General features: G+C 67.8%; 13 protein-coding genes. 5 read left to right on the forward strand and 8 right to left on the reverse strand.

Annotated elements, in window-relative coordinates; all coding sequences use genetic code 11:
• Window positions 1–26: 26 nt before the first annotated feature.
• Window positions 27–1394, forward strand: coding sequence for a bifunctional UDP-N-acetylglucosamine diphosphorylase/glucosamine-1-phosphate N-acetyltransferase GlmU (gene glmU / locus ACFJGT_RS10050; RefSeq protein WP_377848958.1), 1368 nt, complete (start codon window positions 27–29; stop codon window positions 1392–1394).
• A 120-nt stretch (window positions 1395–1514) separates the two neighbouring features.
• Entirely contained in the window at window positions 1515–3341 is a 1827-nt protein-coding gene (gene glmS / locus ACFJGT_RS10055) for a glutamine--fructose-6-phosphate transaminase (isomerizing) (RefSeq protein ID WP_377848382.1), read from the forward strand.
• Between the two features lie 7 nt (window positions 3342–3348).
• Here the strand turns inward: glmS and ACFJGT_RS10060 are convergent, their stop codons facing one another.
• Entirely contained in the window at window positions 3349–3735 is a 387-nt protein-coding gene (locus ACFJGT_RS10060; protein ID WP_377848383.1) for a YbaN family protein, read from the reverse strand.
• Window positions 3736–3865: 130 nt separating this feature from the next.
• Between ACFJGT_RS10060 and ACFJGT_RS10065 the strand changes: the two genes are divergently transcribed.
• Entirely contained in the window at window positions 3866–4582 is a 717-nt protein-coding gene (locus tag ACFJGT_RS10065; RefSeq protein WP_377848384.1) for a DUF502 domain-containing protein, read from the forward strand.
• Here the strand turns inward: ACFJGT_RS10065 and ACFJGT_RS10070 are convergent.
• Both ACFJGT_RS10070 and recG read right to left on the reverse strand, forming a co-directional pair.
• The gene (locus ACFJGT_RS10070; RefSeq protein WP_377848385.1) at window positions 4572–5405 is read right to left on the reverse strand and encodes a GyrI-like domain-containing protein; all 834 of its coding nucleotides are present in this window, start codon (window positions 5403–5405) and stop codon (window positions 4572–4574) included. The genes ACFJGT_RS10065 and ACFJGT_RS10070 overlap by 11 nt on opposite strands.
• 125 nt (window positions 5406–5530) lie before the next feature.
• The gene (gene recG / locus ACFJGT_RS10075) at window positions 5531–7630 is read right to left on the reverse strand and encodes an ATP-dependent DNA helicase RecG (RefSeq protein ID WP_377848386.1); all 2100 of its coding nucleotides are present in this window, start codon (window positions 7628–7630) and stop codon (window positions 5531–5533) included.
• 156 nt (window positions 7631–7786) lie between these two features.
• Between recG and ACFJGT_RS10080 the strand changes: the two genes are divergently transcribed.
• A complete protein-coding gene (locus ACFJGT_RS10080; RefSeq protein ID WP_377848387.1) occupies window positions 7787–8083 on the forward strand; it encodes a succinate dehydrogenase assembly factor 2 in 297 nt (98 codons plus the stop codon).
• 178 nt (window positions 8084–8261) lie between these two features.
• Window positions 8262–11810 carry a transcription-repair coupling factor gene (mfd, locus tag ACFJGT_RS10085; RefSeq protein WP_377848388.1) on the forward strand — a complete coding sequence of 1183 codons (3549 nt, stop codon included), beginning with the start codon at window positions 8262–8264 and terminating at the stop codon, window positions 11808–11810.
• Window positions 11811–11947: 137 nt separating this feature from the next.
• Here the strand turns inward: mfd and pcaG are convergent, their stop codons facing one another.
• The 5 genes from pcaG to ACFJGT_RS10110 are packed head-to-tail and all read right to left on the reverse strand — an operon-like array spanning window position 11948 to window position 17180.
• Entirely contained in the window at window positions 11948–12649 is a 702-nt protein-coding gene (pcaG, locus tag ACFJGT_RS10090; protein WP_377848389.1) for a protocatechuate 3,4-dioxygenase subunit alpha, read from the reverse strand.
• A complete protein-coding gene (gene pcaH / locus ACFJGT_RS10095; protein ID WP_377848390.1) occupies window positions 12633–13352 on the reverse strand; it encodes a protocatechuate 3,4-dioxygenase subunit beta in 720 nt (239 codons plus the stop codon). The genes pcaG and pcaH overlap by 17 nt, the downstream gene beginning before the upstream one ends.
• Before the next feature lie 15 nt (window positions 13353–13367).
• Window positions 13368–15275: a bifunctional sugar phosphate isomerase/epimerase/4-hydroxyphenylpyruvate dioxygenase family protein gene (locus ACFJGT_RS10100; protein ID WP_377848391.1), complete on the reverse strand. Its 1908-nt coding sequence runs from the start codon at window positions 15273–15275 to the stop codon at window positions 13368–13370.
• A gap of 13 nt (window positions 15276–15288) precedes the next feature.
• Window positions 15289–16119: a shikimate dehydrogenase family protein gene (locus tag ACFJGT_RS10105; RefSeq protein WP_377848392.1), complete on the reverse strand. Its 831-nt coding sequence runs from the start codon at window positions 16117–16119 to the stop codon at window positions 15289–15291.
• Window positions 16116–17180 carry a Gfo/Idh/MocA family protein gene (locus tag ACFJGT_RS10110; RefSeq protein ID WP_377848393.1) on the reverse strand — a complete coding sequence of 355 codons (1065 nt, stop codon included), beginning with the start codon at window positions 17178–17180 and terminating at the stop codon, window positions 16116–16118. Before ACFJGT_RS10110 ends, ACFJGT_RS10105 begins: the two co-directional genes overlap by 4 nt.
• Window positions 17181–17187 lie beyond the last annotated feature (7 nt).

The following is a 17187-nucleotide window of genomic DNA, read 5'->3' on the forward strand; positions in this document are numbered from 1 at the left end:
CAGGGGAAACGAGAAACATGACGGAAATGCAGCCGGCCCGATCCTGCCTCGCGATCGTCCTGGCCGCCGGAGAGGGCACCCGCATGAAATCGCGCGGGCCGAAGGTGCTCCACGCCGTGGCCGGGCGGTCGCTGCTCGGGCATGCGCTCGCGGCCGTCTCGGAGGCCGGCGCGGATGCCGTCGCCGTCGTGATCTCCTCGGAACGCCCGGAGGTCGGCGAAGCGGCGCGCCAGCAGCTTCCGCATGCGCAGATCGCGATCCAGCACGAACGCCGGGGCACGGCCCACGCCGCACTCGCAGCGAGGGCCGCCATCGCGGCCGGCCATGACGACGTCATCATCGCCTTTGGCGATACGCCGCTGGTGCGTCCCGAGACCTTCGCGGCCCTTCGTCGCGGCTTGCGCGAGGGCGCCGCCGTCGTCGCGCTCGGCTTTGAGGCCAAGGACCCGACGGGCTATGGCCGCTTCGTCGAAAAGGACGGGCATCTCGAGGCGATCGTCGAGCACAAGGATACGACCCCGGAACAGCGCGCGATCACGCTTTGCAACGCCGGGCTGATGGCGCTCTCCGGCAAGCATGCGCTCTCGATCCTGGAGGCGATCGGCAGCGACAACGCCCAAGGGGAGTTCTACCTCACCGACGCGGTCGAGGTGGCGCGCAAGCGCGGGCTCGACGCCATTGCGTTGCGGGCGCCCGAACGCGAGGTCCAGGGCGTCAACGACCGCGCCCAGCTCGCAGCCGTGGAAGCTGATTTCCAGCGGCGCAAGCGGCTTGCCGTCATGCTCGGCGGCGCCACGCTGATCGCGCCCGATACGGTCTTCTTCAGCTACGATACGCAGATCGGCCGCGATGTCGTGATCGAGCCGAATGTGGTCTTCGGGCCGGGCGTGCGCGTCGATGACGGCGCGGTGATCCACGCCTTCTCGCATCTCGAAGGCGCAACCGTCGGCACTGATGCCAGCGTTGGCCCCTATGGCCGTCTGCGGCCGGGCGCGAGGCTCGCCGAGAAGGCCAAGGTCGGCAATTTCGTCGAGGTGAAGGCGGCCGATATCGGCCCCGGCGCCAAGGTCAGCCACCTGACCTATATCGGCGATGCCTCGGTCGGCGCGGCCGCGAATATCGGCGCCGGCACGGTCACCTGCAACTATGACGGCTTCAACAAGGCGAAGACCACGATCGGCGCCAATGCCTTCGTCGGCTCGAACTCGTCGCTGGTCGCACCGGTGACGATCGGCGCAGGCGCCTATGTCGGCTCCGGCTCGGTCATCACCAGCGATGTCGCGCCGGACGCACTTGCCATCGGGCGCGGCCGGCAGGTCGAGAAGGAGGGCTGGGCGCCGACCTTCCGCGCGGCCGCCGCCGCAAAGAAGGCGGCCAAGAAGGCGGCCGAATAGCCGGGAATCGCGGCGGACAGAGCCATCCGCCGTTCACAGTTCGTCATGTAGATTGATTGGGCACGCGCGCCGATCACGGCTATGCGCTTTGCCGACAGCAACGGCTTGAGGGGTATGCCCATGTGCGGCATCGTCGGGATTCTGGGCAAGGAAGCAGTCGCGACGCAGGTCGTCGAGGCGCTGCGGCGGCTTGAATATCGCGGCTACGATTCCGCCGGCGTCGCGACGCTGGAAGCCGGCCAGCTCACCCGGCGCCGCGCCGAGGGCAAGCTCAAGAACCTCGAGATCCGCCTGTCGAACGAGCCGCTCGAAGGCCTGGTCGGCATCGGCCATACCCGCTGGGCGACCCATGGCAAGCCCAACGAGACCAATGCCCATCCGCATGCGACCGCGAAACTTGCGGTCGTCCATAACGGCATCATCGAGAATTTCCGCGACCTGCGCGCCGAGCTTCAGGCCGACGGCTACGTCTTCGAGACCGAGACCGATACCGAGATCGTCGCCCATCTCGTCACCCGTGAACTCGACCGCGGCAAGTCCCCGAAGGATGCGGTCGCCGCCAGCCTGCCGCGCCTGCACGGCGCCTTCGCGCTCGCCTTCCTGTTCCAGGGCGAGGAAGACCTGCTGATCGGCGCCCGCAAGGGCTCGCCTCTGGCGGTCGGCGTCGGCGAGGGCGAGATGTATCTCGGCTCGGACGCGCTGGCGCTCGCGCCCTTCACCAATCTCATCGCCTATCTGGAAGAGGGCGACTGGGTCGTGCTGCATCGTCGCGGCGCGACCTTCTACGACAAGACCAACAAGCAGGTGGAACGCCGCGCGCAGCGCGTCGCCGCCGGCGCCTTCCTGGTCGAGAAGGGCAATCACCGCCACTTCATGGCCAAGGAGATCTACGAGCAGCCCGAGGTCGTCGGCCACACGCTGACGCAATATCTCGACATGGCCAACGGCAAGGTGCGGTTGCCCTTCGGCGACCAGATCGACTGGAAGGGCCTGTCGCGCCTGACGATCAGCGCCTGCGGCACCTCCTATTATGCCGGCCTCATCGCGAAATACTGGTTCGAGAAGCTGGCGCGCCTGCCGGTCGAGATCGATGTCGCCTCCGAGTTCCGCTACCGCGAGGCGCCGCTGCCGGACCAGGGCCTGGCCCTCTTCATCTCCCAGTCCGGCGAAACCGCCGACACGCTGGCCGGGCTGCGCTATGCCCGCCAGAACGGGCAGGTCATCCTCTCCGTCGTCAACGTGCCGACCTCGACGATCGCGCGCGAGAGCGATGCCGTCGCACAGACGCTCGCAGGCCCCGAGATCGGCGTCGCCTCGACCAAGGCCTTCGTCTGCCAGCTCGCGGTTTTCGCTTCGCTGGCGCTCGCTGCGGCTCGTGCCCGCGGCACGCTCTCGGCGCAGGACGAGGCCGCTCATGTGCAGAATCTGATCTCGCTGCCGGGGCTGATGGCCCGGGCGCTGCAGCTGGAGCCCGAGATCGAAAAGCTTGCGCGCGAGCTCTCGAAAGCCAAGGACGTGCTCTATCTCGGCCGCGGCACGAGCTTCCCGCTCGCGCTGGAAGGCGCCCTGAAGCTCAAGGAAATCAGCTATATCCACGCCGAAGGTTATCCGGCTGGCGAATTGAAGCACGGGCCGATCGCGCTGATCGACGAGGACATGCCGGTCATCGTCGTCGCGCCCCATGACGCGCTGTTCGAGAAGACCGCTTCCAACATGCAGGAGGTCGCGGCGCGCGGCGGCCGGATCATCCTCGTCACCGATGCCAAGGGCGCCGCCGAATGCGGCATCGAGCCGGAGGCGACGATCATCCTGCCGGACATGGACCCGACCTTCGCGCCGATCGTCTACGCCTTGCCGATCCAGATGATCGCCTATCAGACGGCGGTTTTCATGGGCAAGGACGTCGACCAGCCGCGCAACCTGGCGAAATCCGTCACCGTGGAGTGACGGCGGCTCAGGCCTCCGGCCGGGTCGAGACGTAAAGGCCCGCGCCGACCAGACACAGCGCCGCCGTCGCGAGAGCGATCGGCGGCGCGCTCGTTTGCGTCAGCAGGATAAAGCTCAGCGCCATCGAGCCGCAGGCAAGGTATTTCGCGCGCCGGGCGATTGCACCGGTCTGGCGCCAGCGCAGGACATGCGGTCCGAGCCTTGGATGTCCCAGCAGCCAACCCTCGAATCGCGGCGAGGATTGCGAGAAGCACCAGGCCGCGGCGATCAGGAAGATCGTGCCGGGCATCAGCGGCAGGATCAGCCCGATGACCCCGAGCGCCGTGCACACCCAGCCCAACGCGAAGAGCAGCGGCCGCGACCATCGGCGTCGCGGCTGATCGGGCTCGGTCACGGCCTCATCCTTGCTTGCGTTTGCCCCCGGGGGCTGGCGAATGGCGCCGCCTCGCTTATCGTGTCATATCGCGGCCAGCGCCGGCTGCTGCAAGCAGGCGGGACGTCGCGCCGGTGTTTTGGGAGAAACGATGACAGCCGGCCCGCCCGATCCGCGCCTGATCCTGCCGACGGAAATCCTGCGCCCGACCTGGGGCGCGCGCCTGCGCCGCTATTTCCTGACCGGGCTGGTGATTGCTGCGCCGCTCGCGATCACGGCCTCGGTGACCTGGTGGTTCATCAATTTCATCGACGGGCTGGTGAAGCCGCTCATCCCGAATTCCTACCTGCCCGATTCCTATCTGCCCTATCCGATTCCGGGTTTCGGGCTCGTCATCGCGCTGGTCGGGCTGACGCTGCTCGGCTTCCTCACCGCCAATCTCGTCGGGCGCTCGCTCCTCAATGCCGGCGAGGCGATCCTCGACCGCATGCCGGTGGTGCGCAGCCTCTACAAGGGCGTGAAGCAGGTCTTCGAGACGATCTTCTCGCAATCCGGCACCTCGTTCCGCAAGGTCGGCATGGTGCAGTTCCCGCAGCCGGGGATGTGGTCGATCGTCTTCATCGCGCAGGAGGCGGCGCCCGATATTGCCGGCCGCCTGCCGGAGGGTGAGGAACAGATCGGCGTCTTCCTGCCCTGCACGCCGAACCCGACCACGGGGTTTTTCTTCTACCTGCCGCGGCGCGAGGTCGTCGAACTCTCGATTTCGGTCGAGGACGGCGCCAAGCTGATCATGTCGGCCGGGCTGATCCAGCCCGGCGAACAGAACGGCAAGCCGAAGCTCGACGGGAAACCGCCGGTCAGCGCTTGAGCGGCACCCAGATCTCGACGACGCCGTTGCCGGTCGCACCATCGAAACGCTCGTCCATCCGTTCCAGCGTGACGCCCATCGCCGGCTCGCGCCCGGATTTCGGGAACCAGTCCTGCCAGATCGCCTTGTAGGTCTGGGCGATGCCGGTGATATGGCCTGTATGTTCGAACACCGCGCAGAGCTGCTCCGGCACGCTCAATCGCGCGAACTCATCGGTGAGATCTCCGAAGGATGAGACTTCGGCCCCGGCGATATAGTCGAAGGCGCCGCCATCGTCGCAATTATAGCTCGCGCCATAGGCGACATAGCCGCGCTGGCCCGGGATATGGCCGAAATGCGGGGCGATCTTCTGCCAGAGCAGCGGGATGCCTTGCGTCTTGTCCATCGAGAAATGGCCGCTGAAGCCGGCGATCAGCAGGGGCTTGCCGGTGACGATGCGCGGCTCGGCGATGGGGGCGGAGGTGATGTCATGCATGTTCAGCGACTCCACGAGAGCGAGCGACGAGAGGTCGCGCCGGGCGCGCAGCTCTTCCGGCGTGAGGCCGAACTGCTCGCGAAAGGCGCGGGTGAAGGCTTCGTGGGAGCCATAGCCCCAGTCGAGCGCGACCGTGAGGATGTCGGGCGCACCATCGGCGAGCTGGCGTGCCGCCTCCGACAGCCGGCGCTCCCGCACATAGCGCATCACCGAGCGGCCGGTCGCCACGCCGAAGGCCCGGCTGAGATGGAAGCGCGAGACGCCGCTGACCTCGGCGATCTCGTCGAGCGTGAGTTCGGCGGTAAAGCGGCTTTCGATGCACCAGATGGCTGCCTTGACCGGGTCCATGTTCTCTCCACGAAGTGGCGCGACACTGGACGAGCAAGCGATGGCTCGCTTGATCAGGATTGCTCCTGGCAGCGTCAAAGCGCCATTGCTAGGCGCCGGGCAACGAAGCCGTGGCAGGAGCCGGGCTATCCCGCCCTGAGCAGCCGGATCGCGACGTCCCGCTCGAACAGATAGAGCAGCACCCGGATCGCCTGGCCGCGCGGCGTTTCCAGGTGCGGATCGCGCTCGATCAGGAGCCGCGCGTCATCGCGCGCCGCCGCCAGCAGGTCGCCGTCGATCTCCGGCCGGGCGATGCGCCAGTCCGGCGAGCCCGATTGCTTGGTGCCGAGCACCTCGCCTTCGCCACGCAGGCGCAGATCCTCCTCGGCGATGCGGAAGCCGTCCTCGGTCTCGCGCATGATGGTGAGGCGCGCCTCAGCGACGGGGCCAAGCGGCCCCTTGTAGAGCAGCAGGCAGGTCGAAGCGGCCGACCCGCGCCCGATGCGGCCGCGCAACTGGTGGAGCTGGGCGAGGCCGAAACGTTCGGCATGCTCGATCACCATGACGCTGGCATTGGGCACGTCGACACCGACCTCGATCACCGTGGTCGAGACGAGGATGCGCGTCTCGCCGGCAACGAAGGCAGCCATCGCGGCGTCCTTGTCGCGGCCGGGCATCTGGCCGTGCAGCAGGCCGACCTTGTCGCCGAAGATGTCGCGTAGCGCCTCGTAGCGCTCCTGCGCGGCGGCGACGTCGAGCGTGTCGGATTCCTGCACGAGCGGGCAGACCCAATAGGCCTGCGCGCCCGTTTCGATCGCCCGCCCGATGGCGCCGACGACCTCGTCATAGCGCTCGGAGGAGACGGCGCGCGTGACGATCGGTTTCCGCCCCGCCGGCTTCTCGGAGAGGATCGAGATATCCATGTCGCCGAACCAGGTCAGCGATAGCGTCCTTGGGATCGGCGTCGCGGTCATGACCAGCACGTCGACCGCCTCGCCCTTGGAGCCGAGCAGCAGGCGCTGGTGCACGCCGAAGCGGTGCTGCTCGTCGACGACCGCGAGCGCGAGATCGCGGAAGGCAACGCCCTCCTGGAACAGCGCATGGGTGCCGACCGCGATGTCGATGGAGCCATCGGCCAGCCCGGCAAGCACCTGCTTGCGGCCGGCTCCTTTCTCGCGGCCGGTCAACAAGGCGAGCTTGAGCCCGGCCTTCTCCGCCAGTGGCGCCAATCGCTCGGCATGCTGGCGGGCGAGGATTTCGGTCGGCGCCATCAGGACCGATTGCCGGCCGGCCTCGGCGGCGGCGGCCATCGCCATCAGAGCGACCACGGTCTTGCCGGAGCCGACATCGCCTTGCAGCAGCCGCAACATCTTCTCAGGCTTGGCCATGTCGGCATGAATGTCGGCGATCGCCTTGCGCTGGCCCTCGGTCAGTTCGAAGGGCAGGGCGGACTGGATGCGGAAGCGCACGCCCCCGTCGCCGGTGGTGGCGCGTCCGGCGATCTTCTTCTGCTGGCGGCGAACAAGCGCGAGGGCGATCTGACTTGCCAGCAACTCATCATAGCCGATGCGTCGCCGCGCGACCGTGTCGCCTTCAGCCGCCTTGCGATCGACCGGATGATGCAAGGCCTCGATCGCGGCATGGAAGGAGGGGAAGTCCGCCTTGGCGAGGAAGGCCGGGTCCTGCCATTCCGGCATCTCCGGGCAGCGCTCGGCCGCCGCCTGCACCGTCCGCATCATCATGCGCTGGCCGATGCCCTCGGTCAGCGGATAGACCGGCTCGAAGGCCGGCAGCGTCGCGGCGAGTTTGGGATCGAGGATGCGTTCGGGATGCACCATCTGGCGCATGCCCTCCCAGAGTTCGAGCTTGCCGGAGATCAGGCGATAGGCGCCGATCGGCAGGGTCTGCGCCAGATGCCGGGAATCGGCATGGAAGAAGACGAGCGTGACGTCGCCGGTCTCGTCCTCGACGATGATGCGATAGGGCGCCTTCTTGCCGGCCGGCGCCGGGCGGTGCTCGCTGACCCGGGCGGTGAAGGTCGCGACATCGCCGACCGGGGTATCCGCGATCGAGGGGCTCGGCCGCCGGTCGACGGCGCCGGTGGGCAGTTGGAACAGCAGGTCGACGACGCGCGCGGGCCGCGTCTCGTCGCCCAGAAATTTGTCCAGCACCTTGCCGAGCTTGGGCCCGACGCCGGCGAGCGTCGTGACGGGGGCGAAGAGCGGATCGAGGATCGAAGGGCGCAAGACGTCTCGGCAAGTGTCAGGAGCGCGAAGATCACAGCCGCTTCGCCGCTGACTTCGCCGGGTTGCCTCGCTATATAGCCTGCTCAGGCAGGCTCCGCGACGGGGCCGGCCCAATGATCATTGCGCAATCCCCCAAGGTTTTTGCCCGAGGTTCCCATGTCCGGTTCGACCCGCTCTAGCGCCGATCTCGACCCGCGCCGCCGCAAAATCCTGTTCCGCGCCTGGCATCGCGGCATGCGCGAGATGGACCTGATCATGGGCCGCTTCGCCGACGACGCGATCGCCGGGTTCAGCGATGCCGAGCTGGACGAGTTCGAACGCCTGATTGAGGTGCTGGACCGGGACCTGCTGAGCTGGGTGACCGGCGAGGCGCCCGTGCCGGCGAATTACGACACGGACCTGTTCCGCAAGCTCCGGGCTTTCCACCATCACGACAAGCCGATTCATGTGTGAGGGCTCGGCCGGCTCCCACCGTGTCATTCCGGGGCTTCGCGCAGCGAAGAACCCGGAACCCACGATCGGGTGAGCCGCTTGCAACCGAACACCGCAGTAGCACCCAGTCGTGGGTTCCGGGTTCGCGCCTGCGGCGCGCCCCGGAATGACAAGCGATAGTCAGAACTAAAGCGTCCCGATGAGCATTCCTCCCCCGTCCCAGATCGCCAAGCCGCAGCTCGACCGCCTGCTGGACGCGCTGAACCGTGGCGACAAGCCGAAGCTTGCCGGCGTGCCTGATGGTTTCGACGCCGTGGTCCTCGCCGACCTGACCCGCGCTCGCGCCAAAAAGGCCGAGGGGCCGGCGCTGCTAGTCTTCATCGCGCGTGACGGTCAGCGCCTGCAGGTGCTTGAGAACGCGCTGCAATTCGTCGCCCCCGACCTTGAGGTGATGAGCTTCCCGGCCTGGGACTGCCAGCCCTATGACCGCGTCTCGCCCGCGCCCGCCATCGTCGCGCACCGGATGACGACGCTGTCGCGCCTCGCCAAGACCAAGTCGGGCGAGCGGCCGCGCCTGCTGCTGACCACCGTGAACGCCGCGCTCCAGCGCGTGCCGGCCTTCGGCAAGGTCGCCTCCGAGAGTTTCTCGGCCGCGCCGGGCAATATGGTCGATATCGAGGAGCTGGCGCGCTGGCTCGACATCAACGGCTATCTGCGCACCTCGACCGTGCGCGAGACCGGCGAATTCGCCGTGCGCGGTGGCATCGTCGACCTGTTCCCGCCGGGCATGCCGGCGCCGATCCGGCTCGATTTCTTCGGCGACAGCCTCGAATCGATCCGCACCTTCGATCCGGAGACGCAGCGCACCACCGGGCAGTTGCGTGGGCTCGACCTCGTGCCGATGTCCGAGGCGCAGATGACGAGCGAGAGCATCCGCCGCTTCCGGCAGTCCTATATCTCCACATTCGGCACGCCCGGCCGCGACGACACCCTCTATGAGGCCGTCAGCGAAGGCCGCCGCCCGGCCGGGCTGGAGCACTGGCTGCCGCTGCTGGCGGAAAAGCTCGACACGCTCTTCACCTATCTGCCGGACGTGCCCCTGGTGCTCGACCATCAGGCCGAGGATGCGGTCGGAGAGCGCATCAGCCTGATCAAGGACTATTACGACGCGCGCAAGGCGGCGCTGGAGCAGGGCGGGGGCGGCGGCATTCCCTACAAGCCGCTGCTGCCGGACGCGCTCTATCTCTCGCCCTCCGACTGGCGCGGCGTGGTCGATGCCGCGGGCGTCGCGACGCTCACGCCGTTCCAGTTGCCCGACAGCGAAGGCAAGCTCGTCCTCGATCTCGGCGGCAAGCAGGGCCGCAGCTTCGCGGCCGAGCGCGCGGGCGAGTCCCGCAGCGTCTTCGAGGCGGCCGTCGCCCATGTGAAGGCCCTGGAGGCTGACGGCAGGCGCGTCATCCTCGCCGCCTGGTCGGAAGGCTCGCGCGAGCGGCTCGCGCATGTGCTCGAAGACCACGGCCTGAAGAGCGTCCAGATGACCGGCTCGCTGCGCGCGGCCTTCGACCTCAAGCCCGGCACGGTCGCGCTCGCGGTCTGGGGTTTCGAGACCGGCTTCGAGGCCGGGCGGCTCGCCGTCATCGGCGAGCAGGACATCCTGGGCGATCGCCTCGTCCGCCCGCGCCGCAAGACCAGGCGCCCGCAGGACTTCATAGCGGAACTCTCCTCGCTCGCGCCGGGCGATCTCGTCGTCCACGTCGATCACGGCATCGGCCGCTTCATCGGTCTGCAATCGATCACGGCCGCCGGCGCACCGCATGACTGCCTCGAAATCCATTATGCCGGGGATTCCAAGCTATTCCTGCCGGTCGAAAACATCGAACTGCTGTCCCGCTACGGCTCGGAGGACACGGAGGTCCAGCTCGACCGTCTGGGTGGTGGCGGCTGGCAGGCGCGCAAGGCCAAGCTCAAGCAGCGCATCCGCGAGATGGCCGGCAAGCTCATCCAGATCGCGGCGGCGCGCGCGCTCAAGGAGGCACCGCGCCTCGTGCCGCCGGGCGGCGTCTATGACGAGTTCATCGCCCGCTTCCCCTATGAGGAGACGGAAGACCAGCAGAATACGATCGACGCGGTGCTCGATGATCTCGCGGCCGGCCGGCCGATGGACCGCCTGGTCTGCGGCGATGTCGGCTTCGGCAAGACCGAGGTCGCGCTGCGCGCCGCCTTCGCCACGGCATTGAACGGCAAGCAGGTCGCGGTCGTGGTGCCGACAACGCTGCTCGCCCGCCAGCACTATCGCAACTTCGCCGATCGCTTTGCCGGCTTGCCGGTCAATGTCGGGCAGGCCTCCCGCTTCGTCGGCTCCGCCGATCTCAAGGCGGTGAAGCAGGGTGCCAAGGACGGCACGATGGACATCGTCGTCGGCACGCATGCGCTGCTCGGCAAAGGCGTCGACTTCAAGGATCTCGGCCTCGTCATCGTCGACGAGGAGCAGCATTTCGGCGTCGCCCATAAGGAGAAGCTGAAGGAGATGCGCGCCGAGGTTCACATGCTGACGCTGACCGCGACGCCGATCCCGCGCACGCTCCAGCTCGCCATGACGGGCGTGCGCGAGCTCTCGATCATCGCGACGCCGCCGGTCGACCGTCTTGCGGTGCGCACCTTCGTCACGCCCTTCGACCCGCTGATCGTGCGCGAGGCGCTGCTGCGCGAGCGCTATCGGGGCGGGCGCAGCTTCTATGTCGTGCCGCGCATCGAGGACATCGCCGACGTCAAGGACTTCCTCGACAAGCAGGTGCCGGAGTGCAAGGTCGGCATCGCCCATGGCCAGATGGCGGCCGGGACGCTGGAAGACGTGATGACGGCCTTCTACGAGGGGCAGTACGACATCCTGCTCTCGACCACGATCGTCGAGTCGGGCCTCGATATCCCGACCGCCAATACGCTGATCGTCCACCGCGCCGACATGTTTGGCCTTGCCCAGCTCTACCAGTTGCGCGGTCGCGTCGGCCGCTCGAAGACGCGCGCCTATGCGCTGTTCACCGTGCCGGCCAACCGCAAGCTGACCGAGCAGGCCGACAAGCGGCTCAAGGTGCTGCAATCGCTCGATACGCTCGGCGCCGGCTTCCAGCTCGCCAGCCACGATCTCGACATCCGCGGCGCCGGCAATCTCCTCGGCGACGAGCAGTCCGGCCATATCAAGGAAGTCGGCTACGAGCTCTACCAGCAGATGCTGGAGGAGGCGGTGGCGGCGCTCAAGGCCGGCATCGAGTTCGAGACCGAGACGCAATGGTCGCCGGCGATCCAGGTCGGCGCGCCCGTCATGATCCCCGAGCACTATGTCGCCGACCTGACGCTGAGGCTGACGCTCTACAAGCGCCTCTCGACCATGGACGACGATGCGGAGCTGCAATCCTTCGGCGCCGAACTGGTCGACCGCTTCGGCCCGCTGCCGGAGGAGGTCAATCAGCTCCTGGAGATCGTCGCGATCAAGGCGCTCTGCAAGCGCGCCAATGTCGAGAAGGTCGAGGCCGGGCCGAAAGGCATCATCGTCGCCTTCCGCAACAACGAATTCGCCAATCCGGAAGGGCTGGTTTCGTATGTCGCGAAGATCGGCACGCTGGCGAAGGTGCGCCCCGACATGCGCGTGGTCTTCATCGACGATTTCGAGACGGTCGAGCAGCGACTCAAGGCGACGCGCCGGCTGCTGACCGACCTCGCGCGCATCGCCGAACGGAAGAAGGCGGCCTGAGGGGCCGCCTTCTGAAGTCCGTCATTCTCGGGCGGAGCGAAGCGCAGACCCGAGAATCTCTGGCAGGAGAGGGCGCCTTCTCGTCCTGAGATGCTCGGGGCAAGCCCGAGCATGACGGCCGTGGGAGCGCCATTCCCCTACAGGTCGAAGAACACCGTCTCGTTCTCGCCCGCCAAGTTGATGTCGAGCCACCAGTTTCCGTCCGGCTTGCGCTGGGCGATCAGGGTGTGGCGACGCGCCTCCGGCACGAGCGCGAGGATCGGGTCGGTCTCGTTGCCCTCGCCATCGGCGAAATAGAGCCGGGTCGGCAAACGCGTCAGAAGGCCGCGGCCGAAGACCGAGAGCGCGATATGCGGCGCCTGCAGGCTGTTGCCGGGGCCGGGCACGCGGCCGGGGCGGATCGTGCGGAAGCGGTAGACGCCATCCTTGTCGGTGGAGGCACGGCCGAAGCCGACGAAGTGTTGGTCCAGCGCCACGTCGGCGCGATCGTCGTCCGGGCTGGCATAGCGGCCGTTCGCATTTGCCTGCCAGATCTCGATCATCGCGTCCTCGATCGGCTTGCCGTCGGCATCGTAGACGCAGCCGGCGAGCGCGATGACCTCGCCCTCGGGCTTGCCGGAGACGTTCGAGCCCGAGAGCAGGAAATGCTCCGGCGGCATCAGGTCGGGGCGGGCGCCCATTTCGGACACGCCGACGAGATCGGCGCCGCCCTTCCAGGGCAGGCCATAGTGGAAATAGGGGCCGACCGTCTGCCACGGCGTCTGGCCGAAGATCGACGGATCCTGGCTGTCCTGCCGCGGCGCGGCGTTGCGGCTTTCCAGATCAGTGGTCGTCGTCATGGTCGTCCTCGAACGGCGTCTGGTCGCGGCCCTTGAGCACGATGTCGAAGACATAGCCCAGCGCCCAGTTCGGCTCGGTGGTGCCGATATCGAAGCGCGAGACCATGCGCTGCCGATAGGGCATCGGCACGGCATTCGCGATCGGGTCGATCTCGATCAGCGGATCGTCGGGGAAATACATCTGCGTGACCAGCCGCGTCGCGAAGGCCGGCCCGAGCAGCGAGAGATGGATATGGGCGGGGCGCCAGGCGTTCTTATGGTTGCCCCAGGGATAGGCGCCGGGCCGGATCGTGACATAGCGATAGCGGCCCTGCTCGTCGGTGATCACGCGGCCGACGCCGGTAAAGTTCGGATCGAGCGGCGCCGGCCAATCGTCCTTGGCGTGGATGTAGCGGCCGGCGGCATTGGCCTGCCAGATCTCGACGACGGTGTTCGGCACCGGGCGCCCATTCTCGTCGAGCACGCGGCCGGTCACGACGATGCGCTGCCCCTGCGGCTCCGCCTTGTGCTGGGTGGTGAGGTCGGCCATCGCCGGCCCCATCAGGCGCGACCAGTCGGCCGGGCCGGTCACCTCAGTCAGCGTCTGCGGGATCGCTATGGGCGCCTGGCGCGGGCTGCGCGCCACGGTCGAGCGATAGTCGGGGGAGAGCGAGGCCGGCTGCCCGGCATCGAGCCCCGAATAGGGAAGGATCAGGCTGCTCATGCGACTTGTCTCTCCTCAGCCATGGCTCGGCGCAGGCACGCTGATCGGGCGCGCGAGCCTGGATTGCGCAGTGAGCCGGATGCCGGCATTGGGGGCACCGTAGCCGGCATAGCCATCGCGCTGGACGATCTCGAAGAACAGCCCGCCATCCAGCGTCTGCGTATAGGCCTGGCGGAACGGGCCGCCGGCATCGCTGTCATAGAGAATGTTCAGCGCCTTCATCGCGTCGATCTCCTCGCCCGTCAGGTCGGAGCGGGCTTCGAGGTCGTCATAATAGTTCTCTGGGATGGGTAGCATGGCGACGCCGTTGGCAGCCAGCCGCCTGACGGTCGCGGTAATGTCGTCGGTCGCGAAGGCGATGTGCTGCACCCCCGAGCCGAAGAAATCGGTGATGAAGCGGGCCGAGAGCGTGCGGTGGCTCTGCGAGCCGTTGAGAATGAGCCTGAGGCCGTGGCCGTTCTTGCCGTCGAGCCCGCTCTCGATGACCTGGCTCTGCACCACGCCGCCTGGATCGAGCACGGCCTGGCTCGGCGTCTTCCGCGTCTCGAACAGCGAGGAATAGAAGAGGAGCCAGGTCAGCATCTCCTCGTATTGCATGCTCTGCGAGACATGGTCGACGCCGGTGAGCCCGGCATCGTCCGAAGCCTCGCCGGTCGCCTCGAAATCGACCTCCGCCCAGCGGCCGAGCGCCGAGGCCTGGTCGAGGAAATAGACGAGGCTGCCGCCGAGCCCGCGCACAGCCGGGATATCGAGCTCGCTCGGTCCGATCGCGCCGGCATGGGGCACGTCGAGCAGCGCCTTGGCGCGCGCGATCGCAGCTTGCGCATCCTGCACGCGCAGTGCCAGCGCGCAGACCGAGGTACCATGCGTGATCTGGTAGCTGTGGGCGAAGCCGTCGGCCTCGCTGTTCAGCACGATGCGGATATCGCCCTGGCGCCAGAGGTCGACATCCTTGGAGCGATGCGCACCGGCACGCGCGAAGCCGAGCGCGCGCAGCAAACGCTCGAAGCCCGGCCGGTCGGCTTCCGACACCGTGAACTCGATGAACTCGACCGCCTCGACCGGGGCCGGCGGCGGCATCGGCACCGCGCCGGGCACTGGTTTGCCGATCTGCCGCGCGGTCTCGTCGAGCAGCCAGATCAGCGAGCGATGGCCGTCGAGCGCCACCGAACGCGCCGAGCCGGCGCGGAATCGGTCGTTGAAGATTTCCAGCGAGAGCACGCCGACATAGCCGGTCGCGGCCAGCGCGCGCATGAAGCCGGAGAGGTTGAGATCGCCCTGGCCGGGCAGGCAGCGCCAGTGCCGGCTCCAGGACAGCGGGTCCATCTGCAGCAGAGGCGCATCGGCCATCTGTACCATCGCGATCTTGTCGCGCGGGATCGTGCCGATCGCCGAGAGGTCGAGCCCACGCGCCAGGATGTGGAAGGAGTCGAGCACGATCCCGACTTCCGGGCGGTTGGCACGGCGAACGATCTCCCAGGCATCGCGGTAGTCGAAGACATGCCGGCCCCAGGCCAGCGCCTCGTAACCGACACGCAATCCGCGCCGACCGGCGCGCTCGCCGAGCTCGGCAAAATCGGCGGCGAGCCTGTCGATGCCCGGAAGCGCTTCGGGCGAGACGCTGGAGCAGACGAAGAGCAGGTCCGTACCGAGCTCCTGCAAGAGATCGAACTTGCGTTCCGCCCGATCGAAGACGCGCTGGCGGCGGCCCTCCGGCATGCCCTCGAAATCGCGGAAGGGCTGGCAGGTCACGATGGTCAGGCCGAGATCGCCGCAGATGCGCCGAACCTCCGCAGGCGAGCCCGGAAAGGCGATCAGGTCGTTCTCGAAGATCTCGACAGCCTTGAAGCCGGCCGCGGCGATGGCTTCGAGCTTTTCCTGGAGCGTGCCGGAAACGCAGACGGTGGCGATCGATGGAATCACGGTGTGCCTCCTCTCAAGCCAGCTTCGCGACGGCGCGCAGGTCCTCGGCCGTGGTCGTGGGCAGGCCGAAGAATTCCAGATAGGCGGGGATCTGCTCGAACAGCATGTCGGTGCCGACCTGCACGGCGCAGCCGCGTGCGCGGGCAGCAGCAAGGAACGGCGTGATCTCCTGCGCCATCACGACCTCGCCGACGAAGGCGGAAGCGCGCAGGCGGGAGATGTCGACCGGCAGCGGATCGCCGGGCTTCATGCCGAGCGGCGTCGCGTTGACGACGATGTCGAAGCCCTCGGGGTCGTTCGAACCCGTGGCGACGCGAAGGGCAGGGTAGTGCGCGATCAAGCGCTGTCCCAATTCCTCGGCTGCGGATGCCTGCCTGTCGAACAGGCCGAGCTCGGCCACTCCGGCCTTCGCCAGCGAGGCGGCAATCGCCGAGCCGACGCCGCCGGCGCCGACGACGAGCGCGCGGGCGCCGGCAAGCTTGTGCCCTTTGCGCAGGACGCCGCGAACAAACCCCTCGCCGTCGAACATGTCGCCGCTGAGCCGGCCATCTGGTTCAAGGCGCACGGCATTGCAGGCGCCGGCGATCGCGGCGGTCGGCGACAGCACGTCGACGAGGCCGGTCGTGGTGACCTTGTGCGGCATCGTCACCAGCGCGCCATGGGCGTTGGACAAGCGGAAGAACAGCTTCAGGAAGTCGGGATAATCCGCGCTGCGGCAGCCCATCGGCACGACGACGGCATCGATCCTCTCGCGCTGGAAATAGGGGTTGTAGATCATCGGCGCCTTGAAGCTCTCGGTCGGGTAACCGAGATGGCCGATCAAGCGCGTCGTGCCCCTGATCATGCGCCAGCCCTCGCGGCGGCAATTGCGGGAGCGACCTCGACCGGAGCGCCGGTGCGCGCCGCCTGCTTCACCGCCGCGATGACGGCGAGCGTCGCCAGCCCTTCGCGGCCGGAAACGAGCGGCTCCTCCTCGCCACGGATCACCGCGCAGAAATGCCGGACCTGCGCCTGCAACGGGTCTTCGGGAACGAAGGGGATGCGCTCGCGCCGGAGCGGCTCCCACCAGCCGCGCTTGTCCGTGTGGCTCCAGAGTTCGAGCGCGGGAATCGTCAGCGAACCATGCGTGCCGCCGATCTGGTAGCAGGACTGGTCCTGGCGCGGATAGGCGGGGTTTTCGCCGGTCGTCAGCTCCCAGCTCCAGGGCGAGACGACGGTGTCGGAGGCGCTGACCGTCCCGAGCGCGCCATTGGCGAAGCGCAGGATGGCGACGGCGGTCTCCTCGGCCGGGTTGCCGCGCACCGCGTTCGAGCTCAGCGCCTGCACGCCGACGATCTCGCCGCAGAGATAGCGGAACAGGTCGATATCGTGGATCAGGTTGATCAGGACCGGGCCCGCGCCCTCCTGCCGCCGCCAGTCGACGTCAAAGTAATCGTCCGGCTTCACCAGCCAGAACTGGCCGTTGAGCGTCAGGATGCGGCCGAGCCTTCCGGCGTCGATCGCCTCGCGCGCCTTCCGGATCATCGGGTTGTGGCGGCGATGGTGGCCGACGAGCAGCGGCACATTTGCCGCCTCGGCGGCCTGGACCAGCTCGCGCGCGCTGTCGACGCTGTCGGCAAGCGGCTTCTCGACGAGCATGGGCACGCCGGCCGCAACCAGCTCCAGCCCGTTGGCGACATGGAGCTGGTTCGGCGTCGCGACGATGACGCCGTCCGGCTTCTCGCCAGCGGGGAGGGCGTCGAAGGTCGGATACCAGGCGGCGCCGATCTCCTCCGCGAAGGCCTTGCCGGCCGGGGCGGGATCGATGATCGCCGACAGGACGGCGCCGGGCTCGGCCCGGACATGGGCGGCGTGGCGCTTGCCGATCAGGCCCGCTCCCATCACCGCGATCTTCACCGGAGCCATCGGGTTG

The sequence above is a fragment of the Allobosea sp. UC22_33 genome, assembly GCF_042700715.1.
Taxonomy (GTDB): Bacteria; Pseudomonadota; Alphaproteobacteria; order Rhizobiales; family Beijerinckiaceae; genus Allobosea.